Origin of the sequence: Desulfonatronum zhilinae, assembly GCF_900182865.1 — a bacterium.
Taxonomy (GTDB): domain Bacteria; phylum Desulfobacterota; class Desulfovibrionia; order Desulfovibrionales; family Desulfonatronaceae; genus Desulfonatronum; species Desulfonatronum lacustre.
This window is the reverse complement of the sequence record NZ_FXUJ01000007.1, coordinates 44,974-60,864: the sequence shown is the minus strand read 5'-3', so window position 1 is coordinate 60,864 and position 15,891 is coordinate 44,974. Positions and strand designations below refer to the sequence as shown.

17 protein-coding genes and 1 pseudogene are annotated in these 15,891 nt (G+C 61.1%); 15 read left to right on the top strand and 3 right to left on the bottom strand.

From position 1 onward, the window contains the following. Positions 1 to 16: 16 nt before the first annotated feature. Entirely contained in the window at positions 17 to 277 is a 261-nt protein-coding gene (locus AC559A_RS07620; RefSeq protein ID WP_498817246.1) for a DUF493 family protein, read from the bottom strand. Between the two features lie 507 nt (positions 278 to 784). Between AC559A_RS07620 and AC559A_RS07615 the strand changes: the two genes are divergently transcribed. The 6 genes from AC559A_RS07615 (at position 785) to AC559A_RS07590 (ending at position 7,771) form a co-directional block, all read left to right on the top strand. Continuing rightward, positions 785 to 1,777 (top strand): TRAP transporter substrate-binding protein, encoded by a 993-nt coding sequence (locus AC559A_RS07615; RefSeq protein WP_498817245.1) that lies wholly within the window; start codon positions 785 to 787, stop codon positions 1,775 to 1,777. Next, complete coding sequence (locus tag AC559A_RS07610) at positions 1,764 to 2,423, top strand: TRAP transporter small permease (RefSeq protein ID WP_498817243.1); 660 nt, start codon at positions 1,764 to 1,766, stop codon at positions 2,421 to 2,423. The genes AC559A_RS07615 and AC559A_RS07610 overlap by 14 nt, the downstream gene beginning before the upstream one ends. A 2-nt stretch (positions 2,424 to 2,425) precedes the next feature. Continuing rightward, positions 2,426 to 3,685 carry a TRAP transporter large permease gene (locus AC559A_RS07605; protein ID WP_028572391.1) on the top strand — a complete coding sequence of 420 codons (1,260 nt, stop codon included), beginning with the start codon at positions 2,426 to 2,428 and terminating at the stop codon, positions 3,683 to 3,685. A gap of 93 nt (positions 3,686 to 3,778) precedes the next feature. Beyond that, a complete protein-coding gene (locus AC559A_RS07600) occupies positions 3,779 to 4,912 on the top strand; it encodes a glycerate kinase family protein (protein WP_498817241.1) in 1,134 nt (377 codons plus the stop codon). A 149-nt stretch (positions 4,913 to 5,061) separates the two neighbouring features. Next, on the top strand, positions 5,062 to 6,888 hold the full coding sequence (locus tag AC559A_RS07595) for a triose-phosphate isomerase (RefSeq protein ID WP_028572393.1): 1,827 nt from the start codon (positions 5,062 to 5,064) through the stop codon (positions 6,886 to 6,888). Then, positions 6,875 to 7,771 carry a septal ring lytic transglycosylase RlpA family protein gene (locus tag AC559A_RS07590; RefSeq protein ID WP_245590043.1) on the top strand — a complete coding sequence of 299 codons (897 nt, stop codon included), beginning with the start codon at positions 6,875 to 6,877 and terminating at the stop codon, positions 7,769 to 7,771. Before AC559A_RS07595 ends, AC559A_RS07590 begins: the two co-directional genes overlap by 14 nt. On the opposite strand, the gene AC559A_RS07585 is transcribed toward AC559A_RS07590, so the two are convergent. Together AC559A_RS07585 and AC559A_RS07580 are read right to left on the bottom strand one after the other, a co-directional pair. After that, the gene (locus AC559A_RS07585; protein ID WP_028572395.1) at positions 7,758 to 8,048 is read right to left on the bottom strand and encodes an integration host factor subunit alpha; all 291 of its coding nucleotides are present in this window, start codon (positions 8,046 to 8,048) and stop codon (positions 7,758 to 7,760) included. The genes AC559A_RS07590 and AC559A_RS07585 overlap by 14 nt on opposite strands. Before the next feature lie 118 nt (positions 8,049 to 8,166). Next, positions 8,167 to 8,583 carry an HIT family protein gene (locus AC559A_RS07580; protein WP_498817239.1) on the bottom strand — a complete coding sequence of 139 codons (417 nt, stop codon included), beginning with the start codon at positions 8,581 to 8,583 and terminating at the stop codon, positions 8,167 to 8,169. Between AC559A_RS07580 and AC559A_RS07575 the strand changes: the two genes are divergently transcribed. The 9 genes and pseudogenes from AC559A_RS07575 (at position 8,574) to AC559A_RS07535 (ending at position 15,426) form a co-directional block, all read left to right on the top strand. Beyond that, entirely contained in the window at positions 8,574 to 8,732 is a 159-nt protein-coding gene (locus AC559A_RS07575) for a hypothetical protein (protein ID WP_498817238.1), read from the top strand. The two genes, AC559A_RS07580 and AC559A_RS07575, sit on opposite strands and share 10 nt — an antisense overlap. 56 nt (positions 8,733 to 8,788) lie before the next feature. Next, complete coding sequence (locus AC559A_RS07570) at positions 8,789 to 9,856, top strand: elongator complex protein 3 (RefSeq protein WP_498817236.1); 1,068 nt, start codon at positions 8,789 to 8,791, stop codon at positions 9,854 to 9,856. Between the two features lie 306 nt (positions 9,857 to 10,162). Then, complete coding sequence (gene rpmH / locus AC559A_RS07565; RefSeq protein ID WP_028572398.1) at positions 10,163 to 10,297, top strand: 50S ribosomal protein L34; 135 nt, start codon at positions 10,163 to 10,165, stop codon at positions 10,295 to 10,297. Between the two features lie 65 nt (positions 10,298 to 10,362). Then, positions 10,363 to 10,671, top strand: a pseudogene (gene rnpA / locus AC559A_RS07560) (ribonuclease P protein component); the annotation flags it as partial. Positions 10,672 to 10,728: 57 nt separating this feature from the next. Next, positions 10,729 to 11,016: a membrane protein insertion efficiency factor YidD gene (gene yidD, locus AC559A_RS07555; RefSeq protein WP_498817234.1), complete on the top strand. Its 288-nt coding sequence runs from the start codon at positions 10,729 to 10,731 to the stop codon at positions 11,014 to 11,016. 3 nt (positions 11,017 to 11,019) lie between these two features. Further along, a complete protein-coding gene (gene yidC, locus AC559A_RS07550; protein ID WP_028572400.1) occupies positions 11,020 to 12,714 on the top strand; it encodes a membrane protein insertase YidC in 1,695 nt (564 codons plus the stop codon). 75 nt (positions 12,715 to 12,789) lie between these two features. Continuing rightward, complete coding sequence (gene jag / locus AC559A_RS07545; protein WP_051434883.1) at positions 12,790 to 13,479, top strand: RNA-binding cell elongation regulator Jag/EloR; 690 nt, start codon at positions 12,790 to 12,792, stop codon at positions 13,477 to 13,479. Further along, complete coding sequence (gene mnmE / locus AC559A_RS07540) at positions 13,476 to 14,954, top strand: tRNA uridine-5-carboxymethylaminomethyl(34) synthesis GTPase MnmE (protein ID WP_028572401.1); 1,479 nt, start codon at positions 13,476 to 13,478, stop codon at positions 14,952 to 14,954. The genes jag and mnmE overlap by 4 nt, the downstream gene beginning before the upstream one ends. Then, on the top strand, positions 14,911 to 15,426 hold the full coding sequence (locus AC559A_RS07535; RefSeq protein ID WP_498817231.1) for a SoxR reducing system RseC family protein: 516 nt from the start codon (positions 14,911 to 14,913) through the stop codon (positions 15,424 to 15,426). Before mnmE ends, AC559A_RS07535 begins: the two co-directional genes overlap by 44 nt. Positions 15,427 to 15,891 lie beyond the last annotated feature (465 nt).

The following is a 15,891-nucleotide window of genomic DNA, read 5'->3' as shown; positions in this document are numbered from 1 at the left end:
CTCCTGACTTCTCCCCCTACAGCGCGATGATCCCCTCAATCCCCGCCACGGCCTCGTATACAGCGATCACCCTGTCACTGGAGGACATGACCATGTTCGCCGTGACGCTCAGATAACTGCCCCGGCTCGATTCCCGAACCGAAACCTCCGGGCAGGAGCTGAAAACGGCCAGCAGTTCCTCCGCCCTGGCCTTGGGGACGATGAATTTAAAGGTATACACCGAGGGCCATTGGCACTGCTCGTCCAACAGTTTCTGGAATTGTACGAAATCCTTCATTGCTGCTCACGGGTTGAGTGGGATGTAGTCTACACCGTGCATGGAAGTGGCTCGCCACGAGGCACGCCGCTCGGCACGTAGCCAGTCATAGTTTTTCCGGCCCTGAGAAGCAATTGTGTCTTCGCCTGCGCAAAAGCTGCCCGTCCCACTTGGAAGCCTGCTGGGACAGTTGCCACGGCTTTTTCCCATGCCCGAAGCCTTCCATCCCGGTGATGCGCAGGGGGTTGGAAGAAGTTGTTTTGGACATCAGGTTGACAAATAATGGATGTTCGGCTTAGCGGAGCCGAGCACGACGAGCCAAAGATTACAAGGGGTTCTGACTATATCCCGATTCGAATAACTCCATGAACAATCGCCAATCCCATCGACGACTCCGACCAAAACCGGATACATCGAACGCCCATTGATTAAAACATACGGTGATTCAGAGTGGGTGTATGGCCATACACCGTATGTGCTGGGCAGTTGCAAATCACAACACTTGAACCACAACCTCGGAGGAAAGAAATGAAAAGATTTTTTTTCGGACTGCTGATCATCGCCCTGTTGCTGGGCGGCGGACTCGGAATCGGCGGCGACGCCCAGGCGGCCCAGAAGATGAACATCCGTCTGGCCCACGTGGTCAACGAGCAGGACGGGTTTCACATCGCGGCCCTGAAGTTCAAGGAAATCGTGGAGGAGCGCACCGGCGGCAACGTCACCGTGGCCCTGTTCCCCAACGCCCAGCTCGGAGACGAGCGGACCCTTCTGGAAGGAATGCAGATGGGAACCGTGGACATGGGCATCATCACCAACGGTCCGGTGGCCAACTTCGTCGAGGAAATCGCGGTCTTTGAGCTGCCTTTTCTGTTTCCCTCCCCGGAAGCGGCTTACGGTGTGCTGGACGGGCCCATCGGCCGGGAACTGTTGGACAAGCTGGAACGGGTCAACCTGAAGGGTTTGGCCTATGCCGAGCGCGGTTTCCGCAACCTGACTAATTCCGTCCGCCCGGTAACCACCCCCGATGATATGGCGGGCTTGAAGATCCGGGTCATGGAGAACCCGGTCTACATCGACACCTTCACCACCCTGGGGGCCAACGCCGTGCCCATGGCCTGGACCGAAGCCCTGACCGCCATGCGTCAGCGGACCATCGACGGCCAGGAAAACCCGGTCAACGTGATCCATTCCTTCAAGCTCAACGAGCAACAGACCCACCTGTCCATGACCCGCCACACCTATGCCCCGGCAATTTTCGTCATGGGCCTGGCCAAATGGCGCGGCCTGAGTCCTGAGGTCCAGGAAATCTTCCTGGAGGCCGCCCAGACCGCCGCGGAACATGAGCGCCAGGTGAACGCGGAAATGGAAGCCGGTCAGCTCCAGGAACTGGCCGACGCGGGCATGCAGATCGTCATGGAGCCGGACACCGCCGCCTTCCAGGCCAAGGTTGAACCGGTTTACACCAAGTACGGCGAGCGGTTCGGCGCATACCTGCAGCGCATACTGGATGCCATCCAATAACCATTCCGGACGGATACCTCCGTCCCTGATTCCAGAAAAACTGGTCCACGGCGTCGGCAGGGCCTCAAGCCTGGTCGACGCCGTGGTCGGCGTCCTGGCTTTCAGCGCCATGGCGACCATGCTGGTGGTGATCACCCTGCAGATCGTCTTCCGGGTCTTTTTCCAGGCCCTGCCCTGGTCCGAGGAGCTTTCCCGGTATTTGCTGGTCTGGACCACCTTTCTCGGGGCCACCATGGCCTACCGCCGCGGCGTGCATATCGCCGTGACCTTCCTGGTGAATTCCCTGCCCGCGCTTCTGGGCAGGATGGTGCGTATCGTCGGCATTCTGGCCTCCCTGATCTTTTTCGGGACGGCCCTGTTCTACGCGGTGCGCTACATGCAGCTGCAATCCTTTCAGGTCACGGCCTCCCTGCGCCTGCCCATGCCCTATGTCTACGCCGTGATGCCCGCGGCCTTCGGGGTGATGATCCTCCACGGCCTGCACGCCCTGCTTCTGGAAATGTTCCCGGAACATCGCCCGCCCGCCGTGACGCCGGTCGTGGACGTGACCATCCGTCATGAACCAAACCCGGTGATTCCTCCGGCCGAGCCTTCCGCCCCGGCCACCAAACGGACTTCCGGCTCCTGCCGCGGGTGCGGCGACTGACCATGGGCCTGCTGCTCTTCGGCTCGTTCCTGGCCCTGCTGTTCCTCGGCGTGCCCGTGGCCATCGCCATTGCCCTGGCCTCAATGTTCGTCCTGATCCAGGACGGCATCCCCCTGATGCTCATCGTCCAGCGCATGTTCGCCGGGACGGACAGCTTCCCGCTGGTGGCCGTGCCCTTCTTCATCCTGGCCGGAGACATCATGGCCAAGGGCCAGGTCTCGGCCCGGCTGGTGGATTTCGCCGACGCCCTGCTGGGATTCGTCCGGGGCGGGCTGTCCATCGTCGCGGTGCTGGCCGGGATGTTCTTCGCGGCCATTTCCGGTTCCGGGGCCGCCACCACCGCGGCCATCGGTTCCACCCTGGTCCCGGAACTCAAGCGCAAGGGCTACGACACGGCCTGCTCCGCCTCGCTCATCGCCGCCGCGGGAACCATCGGCGTGGTCATTCCGCCCTCCGTGCCCATGATCCTCTACGCGGTCATGGCCCAGGAGTCCGTGAGCCGGCTGTTCCTGAACGGCTTCCTGCCCGGGGTGCTCATGGGTGGGGTGCTCATCGCCATCGCCGTGCGCCAGGCCTGTGCTCGTTCCTATCCGCACGGAGCGCCCTTTTCCGCGCGCAACATCCTGCGAACCTTTTTTCGCGCCGTCTGGGGGCTGATCACCCCGGTGATCATTCTCGGCGGGATATTTTCCGGGCTGTTCACTCCGTCCGAGGCCGCGGTGGTGGCCGTGAACTACGCCCTGTTCGCCTCCTTGGTGATCTACCGGGATCTGTCCCTGAAGGACGTCTACCGGATCATGTGCCGGTCGATCATGACCACCGGGGTGATCATGTTCCTCATCGCCACCTCCGCGATCATGAGCTGGGTCCTGGCCAACTACGGCATCCCGGCCCTGATCGCCGAAACCGTGCTGGGCCTGTCCACGAATCTCTACGTGATCCTGTTCCTGATCACCCTGGTCATCCTGCTGACCGGAATTTTCGTGGAAACCGCCTCAGCCCTGATCATCCTCACCCCGGTCTTTCTGCCCCTGATCCGCCAGTTGGAGGTCAGCCTGATCCACTTCGGCCTGATCATGGTCATGGGCCTGGCCATCGGGATGATCACCCCGCCCGTGGCCATCAATCTCTACGTGGCCTCGTCCATCACCGGCCTGTCCATGGAACGGATCACCCGCTCCATCATCCCCTACATGCTCGGCCTGCTCGCTGTGCTCTGGCTGGTGGTCTACCTGCCGCTGTTCCTGCCCGTGCTGTTCTGACGAAGGCTTTCCACAAGCAGGAAAGACATCCCCGAACGTCAACCGTTCACGGGTCAATCAAATCCCCCGTGACGTTTCCCTCCAGGAGTCTCCATGAAAATCGTCGTCGCTCCCAACGCCTTCAAAGGCTGTCTGTCCGGAACCGAGGCCGCGGAAGCGATCATCGCGGGCATCAAGCGGGTGCCCAAACCGTATCGCATCGCGAAAATGCCCATTGCCGACGGAGGGGACGGCCTTTTGGACGTCCTTTCCCAGCGACTCCCCGGAGCCATGGAAACCATGGACGTCCATGACCCGTTGTTTCGAAGCGCCCGGTCCGACTTCTTTTGGTCCCCCGGCGGACGGACCGCCCTGATCGAAATGGCCAAGGCCTCGGGCCTGGCCATGGTGGCCGAGAAGGAGCGCGATCCGGACAAGACCACGTCCTACGGAACCGGGGAATTGATCCGCCGGGCTTTGGACCTGGGGGCCGAGACCATCTACCTGGGCATCGGCGGCAGCGCCACCGTGGACGGAGGCATGGGCATCGCCGCCGCGCTGGGAGTGAGGTTTCTCGACCAGGATCAAAAGGAACTGCCCCCCGTCGGCGCGTCCCTTGCACGGGTGCGGACCATTGACCGTTCCCGGACCGAACCGCGTCTGGAGCAGGTCCGGATTGAAATCATCTGCGATGTGGACAACCCGCTGCTCGGTCCCAACGGGGCCGCCCTGGTCTACGGCCCGCAAAAAGGAGCCAGCCCCGAACAGGCTCTGGCCCTGGACGCCGGAATGGCCAACCTGGCCGACATCGTCGAGCGGGACGCGGGCAAGGACGTCAGGGCCGTTTCGGGCGCCGGAGCAGCGGGCGGAGTCGGCGGAGCCATGTACGGACTGTTCGACGCGAAAATCCGTCCCGGCATCGACGTGGTCCTGGACCTTCTGGACATGGAATCCCATGTCCAAGAGGCCAAGTTGGTCATCACCGGGGAAGGGCAAATCGATTACCAGACGGCCTACGGCAAGGCCCCCGCCGGCATCGCCAAACTGGCGAAAAAACACGGCGTCCCCTGTGTCGCCCTGGCCGGAAGCATCGGCAAGGTCACGGACGAACTCTACGACGCGGGCATTACCGCGATCATTTCCATCTGCTGCGGACCGGTCTCCCTTCACGACGCCATGTGCAACGGCAAGACCCTCCTGGCGGACTCGGCGGAACAAGTCATGCGCATTTACGCCGACTTCATCTGATAGAGTTGACGGACTTGGCGGCCTTCGTTCTCAGCCCACGCGCCGTCCGGACGACTTGCCTTTTCTCGTTTCTTTAGCGAATAAGGCGTGAAGAGCGGAAGGAAAACCACACTCCCGCGTCACGGACAAAACTCGCAAGGAGCAATCACATGAGCTTGATGCATCTCAACCGATCCCGGGGTCATTTTGAAATCGACCACCGCGACGAACCCGAATTGTTTCGGGACATCTACCCTTACAAAAATATCTGCCGGACCAGCTTCGACGATTCTTTTTCCATGCCCCGCCCGGCGGACCCGATGTATATTACCGACACCACCTTCCGCGACGGGCAGCAGGCCAGGCCACCCTACACCCTGGAGCAGATCAGCCATATTTTTGATTTGCTGCACAAGCTGGGCGGGCACAGCGGGCTGATCCGCCAAAGCGAGTTCTTTTTGTACTCGGAAAAAGACCGCAAGGCCGTGGAACAATGCCTGGCCAAGGGCTATCGATATCCCGAGATCACCGGCTGGATCCGGGCCAACGAGGACGACCTGAAGTTGGTCAAGGACATGGGGCTCAAGGAAACCGGCATGCTGACCTCGGTTTCGGACTACCACATTTTTCTGAAGCTGGGCAAAGACCGAAAAAAGACGGCCGAGGACTACCTCCGTGTCGTGGAAAAGGCCTTGGAATGGGGGATCATTCCCCGTTGCCACTTTGAAGATATCACCCGGGCGGACATCTACGGCTTCTGCATCCCCCTGGCCCAGAAACTGATGGCCCTGTCCAAGGACAGCGGCCTGCCGGTAAAGATCCGGCTCTGCGACACCATGGGGTATGCCGTGCCTTACCCGGGCGCATCCCTGCCCCGCTGCACGGCCAAAATCGTCCGGGCCTTCACCGACGATGCAGAGGTTCCGGGTCACTGGCTGGAGTGGCACGGACACAACGATTTCCACAAGGCCCTGGTGAACACGGTCACGGCCTGGCTCTACGGCTGCTCCGGGGCCAACGCCACCCTGCTCGGCTTCGGGGAGCGCACCGGCAACGCCCCGGTGGAGGCCCTGGCCATTGAGTACATTTCCCTGACCGGCGAGGACGACGCCGCGGCCACCCAGACCATCGCCGAGATCGCGGACTATTTTGAGAACGTCCTGGGCTACGCCATCCCGGACAACTACCCCTTCGTGGGCAAGGACTTCAACGCCACCAAGGCCGGGGTGCACGTGGACGGCCTGCTCAAGAACGAGGAAATCTACAACATTTTCGACACCCGCCAGATCCTGGGCAAGCCGGTTTCCATCATCATCACGGACAAGTCCGGCCGAGCCGGAGTAGCCTACTGGATCAACAACCGCTTCGGGCTGAGCGGCGCCCAGCAGGTGGACAAGCGCCATCCGGCCGTGGGCAAGATCCACAACCGGATCGTCAAGGCCTACGAGGACGGCCGGACCACCTCCTTTTCCAACCAGGAGATGTGGAACCTGGTCAAGCGCCACCTGCCGCAACTGTTCTCCTCCGAATTCGACCAGCTCAAGAAGACGGCCCATACCCTGTCCTCCAGGATCATGCGCAAGCTGTCGGAGAACAAGGAAATCCAGTCTCTGGACTCCAAACGCGTCCGGGCCGCCATCGACACCGTGCTGGAGAAATATCCTTTTATTCAGTATCTCTACATAGTGGACACCAAAGGCCGCCTGATCACCGGCAGCATCGCCCACATGGAGGACAAAGCCAAATACAAGGCCTACGACCCGGGCAAGGACCTCTCGGACCGGGAATGGTTCATCGCCCCGGTGCAGACCGGGAAGCTCAACATCACAGACTTTTATCGGTCATTCATTACCGGCAAACTCTGCCTGACCGTCTCCATGCCGGTATTTGACGCCAACGACGACATCCAAGCCATCCTGGGCGCGGACATCCGCTTCGAGGAACTGCTCAAACGCCGAACTGAATTGGAAGAGGAAGAAGGGGATGCACCAGTCTGATTTTCTCCCTGCTTGTCCGTCGGTCGCCCCGGAAGGGTCGACCGACGTTGCCGTGGGCGTTGCCTTGGGACGGGTTCGTGCCCCATGGCTGGGAACAGCCCGAGACGTGCCCCGGACGATGCATTGGATGATGTTGGGGATGGTGCTCGGGATTCTGCTGGGGATGGTGCTACTGGTCGGATGTGCATCCACGTCATCTCCACCCCATGGAGAGCCGCGCCCCGCGGTCAGTCGTCCAACCTCGCCCCAGGTCCCAACTCCACCCCAGACCCCAGCTCCGCCCACGGCCAGACCCTACACCGTGCTCGGCCAGACCTATCACCCCCTGACCTCGGCGGACGGGTTCTCGGAAGAGGGCGTCGCCTCCTGGTACGGGCCGCAGTTTCACGCCAAGCGCACTGCCAGCGGCGAGGTCTACAATATGTACGACCTCACGGCGGCGCACCGAATTTTGCCCATGCAGACCAAGATTCGGGTCACCAATCTGGAAAACGGGAAGACCATTGTCTTACGGGTCAACGATCGCGGACCTTTTGTCGGGAACCGAATCGTAGACCTCTCTTACAAGGCGGCACAGGAATTGGACGTGATCCGTCCGGGAACGGCCAAGGTACGGGTGGAGGCTTTGGGCAGGTGGCCGGGCGGAATTCCCGGCAGGTTCTTCGTGCAGGTCGGGTCGTTCAGCCAGCGGGAAAACGCCGCCCGCCTGATGCAGGAAATGCGCGGCAGGGGATACTCGGGCAGCAGAGTGGTCCAGGCCGAGATTGAAGGCCAGACCTTCTGGCGGGTTCAGGTGGGCGAATTCGGCAACCTGGATAAGGCCGAAGCCGCCAGGAGCCAAATCGCCCGCCAAACACCGGGAGCGTTCGTTATTGCGGATTGATTTCGGCGCGGAACTTCTTGGAAAGCCGAAAAACAACCACCTTGCGCGGGTCCAGGGTAATGGTCTCGCTGGTTTGCGGGTTGCGTCCCTTGCGGGCCTTTTTCGGGTAGGCCTCGAACTTGCCGAAGCCGCTGATCAGCAACGCATGATCCCGCTTCACGGCGGTCTTCATGATCGACAGCAGGGACTCCACCACTTTTTTCACTTCGCCCCGGCTTCGATCCACCTTGTCGTAAATGGTGTCCACGATTTCCGCTTTGGTCAGTGTTCTGCTCATGGTTGCTCTCCGGTGGTTCTCATCTTGGTTGCAGGGTTAATGGAATATTCGGGTTCGCCGTGCCTACTTGGCCGGCGTGGCCGATCAGCGCTGAAGATCACGCCGCATGGATCAACGTTTACCTGGCCAACGCCGCCCGAATGGACGCGGCGGCGGACTGCATCGCTTCCGGACTGGGGTACGCAGCTTGCGGCCAAAGCTGCAAACCGTCGCCCTCATACCGGGGGATCAAATGGAAGTGGGCATGGTCCACCAGCTGTCCGGCGGCCCGGTAGTTGTTCATCATCACGTTCAGGCCGTCGGCGTTCATGGCCGCGCGGATCGCTCCGGCAACCGTCTGCATCGCCTCCAGCAACTCATTGCCCAAATCCGAAGGCAGATCCCACAGCGTGGCGTGATGCGCCTTGGGTATAATCAGGGCATGGCCTGGATGAACCGGGGAAATATCCAGAAAGGCCATGGTGTTCGGCGTGGTGTGGATCGTCGCGGAAGGAATCGCGCCCCGGACGATCTCGCAAAAGATGCATGTGGACATGTCGGGCCCTCAGTTTTGGGTTGCGCGGCAAGCGGTTTCAAGAGCGCCTGGCCGGTGTCCGGGAGGTTCCCACAGGACTGCCCGAGGCAGGTCTTTCCGCCTCGCGAAAAAAAATCACGGCCATCGGGCATGACCGAAGCCGCTCCTGATCTACCTGAGACCGTTTACTTTTTCAACTCCTTTCCAATCTATCCCCGACAAAACAATGAACAGGCTGCGCCTTTTCCATCCGGAACCCGTCCAAAGACGTCCTCGGATCATCCCGGTTTTCCTGCCTTACCACGGCTGTCCGCATCGCTGCCTCTACTGCGCCCAGCACCTGCAGACCGGCATGAGCAACGGCGTGGAAACCGCCACAGGAGAGCCTGCACTGACAGAAATCCACGCCAAAATGCGCCAAAGCCTGGAACTCCTGACGGCAGGCGGTACAAAAGATCAAGGCGTTGCCTTTTACGGAGGGACGTTCACGGCCCTTCCCGTGATCTGGCAGGAGCGATTCCTGAAGACCGTGCAGCCGCATCAAGCAGCCGGGACCATCACCCATGTCCGCTGTTCCACCCGTCCGGACAGCATCAATGCGAAGCACCTGCTTTGGCTGCGCGAAATCGGCCTGGACATGGTGGAACTGGGAGTTCAAAGCTTCGAGCCGGACGTCCTGCGCCAATCCCGACGAGGCTATAGCGCCGAAACCGCCGTGGAGGCCTGCCTCACGGTTCGCAAGTCCGGCTTGGAGATGGGCGTCCAACTGATGCCCGGCCTGCCTGGTTCGACCATTTCCGGCTGGTTCCGGGACGTCGATCAAACCCGCGCTTTGGCCCCCGACGCCGTCCGCATTTATCCCTGCCTCGTGCTGCGCGGCACCCCGCTCAGCCAAGCCCACCGCGCGGGCTCCTATCGCCCCTGGTCCTTGTCCCGGACGGTCTGGGCCGTGAGCCGGGCCCTGAGTTCCTTCTGGAGACAGGGCATCCCGGTGATCCGAATCGGGCTCGCCCCGGAGGGGGCGCTGACCCCGGCCATTCAGGGCGGCCCCTGGCATCCGGCAATGGGGCACATGGCCAAATCCCACGCCCTGCGGTCATGGCTCATCCAAGCCCTGACCGCACTGCCCGGAGCCCCACGGCAAATATACATTCCAAGACGTTTCGCCGCCGAATTCTGGGGGCACGGACGGGAACACGCCCGCACATGGCAACGCCTGGGCTTGCCCCTGTCCAATGTCCGGACGTGGAATCGTCCATATTTTCTGGTTGCATCCCTCGCGGACCGCCCTTAGAAGTAATTCCGGCTTTTCCTGCTTGCCGACCAATGCCTTGACTCCACGGACGCCTCTTTGTAAGGAGTCGAATTCGACAGTTGACGACGTGCGTCGCAATTTCGGATGGAAGCATGAGACTGCTCGGCATCCGACGTACCGGCTCGGCCTAGCCTCCGAAATATTCGACGAGATACTGGCGAGATATTGGCGAGATACCGACGAGATTCCGGGCCTGACTCGAGGACGGCACGATCTTTCTCGTTTTGATCACGACGCAGTTCAAAGCTACTTATTTGCATCCCATGCAGGACGAAGGAGAGTACCATGAAACGGACATATCAGCCGAGCAATACCCGGCGCAAGCGCACCCACGGTTTTCTGACGCGCATGAAGACGAAAAACGGCCGAGCCATTATCCGCCGCCGTCGCGCCAAAGGCCGCCAACGCTTGGGCGTTTAACGCTCAGGCCCGCGGATAAGCTCAGGGTACGCGCGGAATTCACGCAATGTTACACCAAAGGCAGGAAATACCACTCCCGGTATTTCCTCCTTTTTTTTCTGCCGGACACCGCGCCTTGTCCCGCCCGGGGGCCGCGACTGGGCATCGCCGCGAGCCGTAAAATCGGCACGGCGGTTCGCCGAAATCGGATCAAACGTTTGATTCGCGAAGCCTTCCGCCTTGGGCGTGAACAGTTCCCGGACAATACCGATGTCGTCGTGGTCGTGAAACGAGGCATCGACACCCCCCGGCTCAAGCTTGCCGATATCCAGAAGGACTTCCGAGGCGTCATGCAACGGGTTCGTCGGGAAACCGGCGTTCCTCCGCGGGAATGAGCCCGCCCTGGACGGCCCTCAGGGTCACGCCCCAACCTCGACCTCGCGTTCGTCACCATGCGTTACTTGCTGATCCTGCTGATCCGAGGGTATCAACTCATCGTCTCCCCTCTTTTCCCTCCCAGCTGCCGCTTTATTCCCTCGTGTTCGGAATACGCCAAGCAAGCGCTGGAAACGCACGGCCTTGTGCGGGGGACCATGCTCAGCGCATGGCGCCTGCTGCGCTGCCAGCCCTTTTGCGCCGGCGGGCTGGACCCGGTTCCTGAGCCCCGGCCCACCACATCCGGACCCGCCGCTGCTCCGTTCCCGGCGGCCGCCGCCAACCTCAACCCCCCCAATTCCTGAATCATGGATCACAAAAGAGCTTTCCTGGCAATCACCGTTTCCTTGTTGTTTCTGGTCCTCTGGAGCTGGATGTTCTCTCCGCCTCCCCAACAGCCCACGCCGCAGCAGGAATCCACCGAATCCCGTCCTGAAACCAGACCGGTCCCGGAAATCCAGCCCATCGACCCGGCCCTGGCTCCTCAAACCATCGCCCCGCAAGACCAAACTGGTGAGCGATTGGAAGCAGGACCGGATGTCCGATCCGAAACTCCGCTGGATCCAGGATTCATTGCCTCCCCGGCGACCCGAGGACAGCGGATCACGGTTCGCAGCCCGCTGTTCGAAGCGGTCTTCAACTCCGAGGGCGGGGTGCTGGAACAGTTCAAGCTGCGTCAGTACCGCCAGACCATAGAGCCGAACGCCCCGTTCGTGGATTTGGTCGATTCTCCTGATCCGCGCAAACGCCCCCTGGGTTTGCTCTGGAACGACCAGCCCACATGGATGCAGGGGGAGTGGACCGTCACGGGAGACAACCTGAATCTTGCCCATGGCGAGCGCGGCTCCCTGTCGTTTACCGGCCGCTTCGGGCAACTGGAACTGGTCCGCACCTTCAGCTTCACCGGAGACACCTACCTGATTGAGGAGCATCTCCAGGTCCGCAACCACTCACCAAATCAGATCGGTGCCACCCTGGGCTTTACCATGGCCAGCGAACCCTTGAGCGCCATCCAGGACCGCTACACCCCGACCCAGGTTATGTATTACGACATCAACGGGTTGGAAAAAGAGCGCAAGGACAAGAACCTGCTGCCGGGCGTCCGTTCCGACACGGGCGTCCTCTGGGGCGCGGTCCAGAGCAATTACTTTTTAGCTGCCGTGATCCCCGGCTTTTCCGACCCGGTGTTCAAGGCGCGTCTTGAAGACGGCATGCACCGCCTAGTCATGGAAACCAGAAACTTTTTTCTGGACTCCCAACTGGAAATGCAGTTTCGGTCCACCTACTACTTCGGTCCGCGGGAACGGGAAGCCCTCTCCGTGGCCCCGGCCAATCTGCTTGAAGCTCTGCATTACGGCTGGTTCGACCTCATCGCCAGCCCGTTGATCCAGGTACTGAACTTCTTCCACGGGTACGTCCACAACTACGGTCTGGCCATCATCCTGCTGACACTGGTCATCAAACTGATTTTCTTCCCGTTGTCCCAGAAGAGCTACAAGTCCATGCAGCAGATGAAGAAGCTGCAACCCATGATGCTCAAGCTGCGCGAGAAGCATAAAGATGATCGCCAGAAGATGAACGAAGAGATGATGCAGCTCTACAAGACCTACAAGGTCAACCCCCTGGGAGGCTGTCTGCCCATAGCCGTGCAGATTCCGGTGTTTATCGCTCTGTATCAGGCCCTGATGGGGGCCATCGAGTTGCGCCACGCTCCGTTCATCACCCATGTTCCGTTCACGGACATCATCTGGCTGGCCGACCTTTCGGCCCGTGACCCCTACTACGTCACCCCGATCATCATGGGGGCGACCATGTTCCTGCAACAAAAGCTGACCCCCGCCCCCGGGGACCCCATGCAGGCCAAGATCATGCTGTTTTTGCCGATCATTTTTACCTTTTTGTTCTTAACTTTCCCGTCGGGTTTGGTCCTCTACTGGCTGGTAAACAACGTCCTCTCCATCGCCCAGCAGTGGTGGGTGATGCGCGAACCCGCCAAGTCGTAGACCGCAAACCGTCGCCGGTTCGTCCATCGGTCGCGGCCCAGCCGTCCACCGATGATGAAGGAGACCAACGTCAACATGAGTGAACCAAAGGAATTTCAAAGCAAAAGTGTCGATGAGGCCATTGAGGAGGCTTGTTCGTTTTTTTCCTGTGTCCGGGATGAATTGGAAATAACGATATTGGAAGGCGGTTCAGCCGGCATCTTCGGCTTGGTGGGCGCAAAAAAGGCCCGGATCAAAGCCCAGCCGCGGGTCCGGCTGTCGGAGCTGGAAACCATGATCCGCGCGATCACGGAACGGATCACCGCCGCCATCGTGGACAACCCTCGGGTCGTGGTGGAGCATCAGTCCGATCTAATTAAGGCCACCATTCAAACCTCCGACGACATGGACCGGCTCTTGGGACGCGACGGGCAGGTGCTCGGAGCGGTGGAATACGTCGTCAACCGGATCGTCGCCCGCCGCTGGCCCAGCGCCGTACGGATCATGCTGGACGCCGACGGATTCCGGGAGCGCCAGGACCAAGAACTCAGCGCCCTGGCCGTGACCTTGGCCGAAAAAGCCAAGTCCACGCAATCGCCGCAAAGCACCAAGCCATTGCCCTCTTACCAGCGCCGCATCGTCCACGTGGCCCTGCAAGCGGTCACGGACATCCAGACAAAAAGCAAGGGCGATGGACCGTTGAAACGCGTCCTGATTATTCCCAAGGCCCCTCCTTCCCAGGACGAAGTCGCCAACGCCGAGACCCCGCCTCCACAAAATTCATGACCGCTTCGGCCCAGGAGGCCACGTCCACCATCGCCGCCGTGGCCACGCCTCCGGGCCACGGCGCGGTGGGCATCATCCGCGTCAGCGGCCCCCGAGCCAAGGCAGCGGTCCTGACCCGCTTCGCATCGACCCGTCCGAAGTTCACCGACTTTCGCCCCTATCGCCTGCACCACGGCCACATTCTGGGCGAGGACGGACGTATCCTGGACGAGGTCCTGGCGGCATTCATGCCCGGTCCGGGATCGTTTACCGGTGAGGACGTGGTGGAGATTCACTGCCATGGGGCTCCGGTAGTGCTGCAAAACGTCCTGGAGTCCATCCTGGCTCAGGGAGTCCTTCCCGCCGGTCCGGGCGAATTCACCCAACGCGCTTTCCTCAACGGCCGCATGGACCTGACCCAGGCCGAAGCCGTGGCCGAAATCATCGCCGCCACGTCTCCATCGGCCTCCCTCCTGGCCCAAACCAAGCTTTCCGGAGCCCTGAGCGCCTGGCTCCACGGCTTGCGATCCAGTTTGGAGGAACTCCGAGCCCAACTGTGTCTTGCGGTGGATTTTCCGGAAGAGGACCTGGAATGCCTCGCGCCGGAAGATTTTTCTCGCGCCGTGGAGCACATCCAAGACCAAATCCGCGCCGTCCTGGACAACTGCCGACGCAACCGCATCTGGAACGACGGAGCCCTCTGCGTTCTTTCCGGGGCCGTGAACGCGGGCAAATCCAGCCTGCTCAACCTGCTTCTGGGCCGGGAGCGGGCTCTTGTCAGCGCCACCCCCGGAACGACCCGGGACTATCTTGAGGAACGCCTTTTCCTTCAGGGGCTTGAGGTTCGGCTGGTGGACACCGCCGGCGCGCGCCACGACGCCGACGACGTGGAGCGAGCAGGTTTGTCCTTGGCACGCGGACTTCAGAAGACGGCGGACCTGATCCTTTTTGTGGTGGACAACGCGACTCCGGGAGAGGAGCCCGCCGCGGGCTCCCAGGCCGCTTTCCACTCGGAGTCGAGTTTGATGCGGCACCCGACATCCGGCCCAAAGCGAACACCAACCGGAGACGAACCGATCCTCGAAACCTTCCCCGTCGCCAAGACCCTGGTTGTGGCCAACAAGGCCGACCTTCCCCGACCAGACCCTGAACCCGTCGTCTCGCTGGCCGAACTCGGCTATCTCGTGGTACACATCTCGGCCAAGACCGGCCAAGGACTGGACGCGCTGCAGGACGCCATGCGCTCCATGCTCACGAGCAAAGCCCCGACGCCTCGGCCGGACACCCTGACTCCAAATCTGCGCCAGTCGTCGGCCTTGGAACAGGCGGACCGGGAACTGGCGCTCCTTCGAGCCGACATCCATGCGGGACTGCCCTACGACCTGCTCGGGGTACGGCTGGAATCCGTCAGCGTCATCCTCGCTGAAATAACCGGAGAAATCACCTCATCGGATGTCCTGGACTCCATCTTCAGCAAATTCTGCATCGGAAAGTGACGCCGTCTCGAAAGCGCGTCGCCCCTGCGCGGGACGCTCCGGAATCGTCCTCTCTCGACAAGGCCGGATGGCTCGGGTTCAGATGCGTGAATCACGGGGTTGCGCCGCCTGCACCTGCTCCAATCCCCATGTTCAGGGCCAACCCTCTTCAACGAGAACCTTGACCGTCGCCAACATCGTCGACGCCGACGTCGGTCGGCATGTCCGTGTCGTCGACTCGCCCCAAGCCGCCGTGGCCGCTCCCGCCGTATTATTCGGCATCCCCTTGCTGGGCGTGCTCTGCGGCGCTCTCGGAGCGTATTGGGTCGCACCGTTTCCCACAGAGGATCTCAACGCCCTGATCGGGGCCGCGGCCGGATTGGCTTTTGGAATCGCCGCGGCCCGGATAGCCGCGAGCTCCAGGTTTGCCGGCCCTGACCACTTTCCTCAGGCCGTCGAGATCCTTTCCGATCTCACGAATCCTTCTCTCTGACCCAATCCCGCCTACCAGCCCATCTCGGGGTTACAAGCCCCGCGAGCCAGAAGGTCTGGCCTCGCCGCCCGTTGCAACGAAGGACAACCAAAGGCGACCCTGAAAGCTGCCTTTAATTGATAAAGAAAATCATACATATAGACATTGAATTCTTACGCTCTATTTTTCACAATCCGCGCCCACGCCTTGACAACACGCCCCGGCTCATCTAGCAAGTCCTACTTAAAAACCCGCCTTTCAGAGAGGTTTTTCGGGTATCCGAAGCCACCCCCGTGTTCACCTGCAAGCTGTCCAACCTCCACACGGGCGGTTCACATGGAACGCGATGAATAAGGCGGGGAGGCCGGGGGAGCCGTTGCTCATAATTTTATTGTCGAAATCCCCTCAAACCGGGAGGGGTTTTTGTCTTTTTCGGCCCAAGGGGTTCAGGACCTCGTTCCGCTGATTCCGGCTCGAGGAGCGGCG

Coding starts and splice junctions, on each gene's coding strand:
- AC559A_RS07605 (WP_028572391.1), top strand. CDS start 2,426: ATGGGCCTGCTGCTCTTCGGCTCGTTCCTGGCCCTGCTGTTCCTCGGC.
- yidC (WP_028572400.1), top strand. CDS start 11,020: ATGGATCACAAAAGAGCTTTCCTGGCAATCACCGTTTCCTTGTTGTTT.
- AC559A_RS07590 (WP_245590043.1), top strand. CDS start 6,875: ATGCACCAGTCTGATTTTCTCCCTGCTTGTCCGTCGGTCGCCCCGGAA.
- AC559A_RS07620 (WP_498817246.1), bottom strand. CDS start 277: ATGAAGGATTTCGTACAATTCCAGAAACTGTTGGACGAGCAGTGCCAA.
- AC559A_RS07600 (WP_498817241.1), top strand. CDS start 3,779: ATGAAAATCGTCGTCGCTCCCAACGCCTTCAAAGGCTGTCTGTCCGGA.
- rpmH (WP_028572398.1), top strand. CDS start 10,163: ATGAAACGGACATATCAGCCGAGCAATACCCGGCGCAAGCGCACCCAC.
- mnmE (WP_028572401.1), top strand. CDS start 13,476: ATGACCGCTTCGGCCCAGGAGGCCACGTCCACCATCGCCGCCGTGGCC.
- AC559A_RS07610 (WP_498817243.1), top strand. CDS start 1,764: ATGCCATCCAATAACCATTCCGGACGGATACCTCCGTCCCTGATTCCA.
- AC559A_RS07580 (WP_498817239.1), bottom strand. CDS start 8,583: ATGTCCACATGCATCTTTTGCGAGATCGTCCGGGGCGCGATTCCTTCC.
- jag (WP_051434883.1), top strand. CDS start 12,790: ATGAGTGAACCAAAGGAATTTCAAAGCAAAAGTGTCGATGAGGCCATT.
- AC559A_RS07595 (WP_028572393.1), top strand. CDS start 5,062: ATGAGCTTGATGCATCTCAACCGATCCCGGGGTCATTTTGAAATCGAC.
- AC559A_RS07585 (WP_028572395.1), bottom strand. CDS start 8,048: ATGAGCAGAACACTGACCAAAGCGGAAATCGTGGACACCATTTACGAC.
- AC559A_RS07575 (WP_498817238.1), top strand. CDS start 8,574: ATGTGGACATGTCGGGCCCTCAGTTTTGGGTTGCGCGGCAAGCGGTTT.
- AC559A_RS07535 (WP_498817231.1), top strand. CDS start 14,911: ATGTCCTGGACTCCATCTTCAGCAAATTCTGCATCGGAAAGTGACGCC.
- yidD (WP_498817234.1), top strand. CDS start 10,729: ATGCGTTACTTGCTGATCCTGCTGATCCGAGGGTATCAACTCATCGTC.
- AC559A_RS07570 (WP_498817236.1), top strand. CDS start 8,789: ATGAACAGGCTGCGCCTTTTCCATCCGGAACCCGTCCAAAGACGTCCT.
- AC559A_RS07615 (WP_498817245.1), top strand. CDS start 785: ATGAAAAGATTTTTTTTCGGACTGCTGATCATCGCCCTGTTGCTGGGC.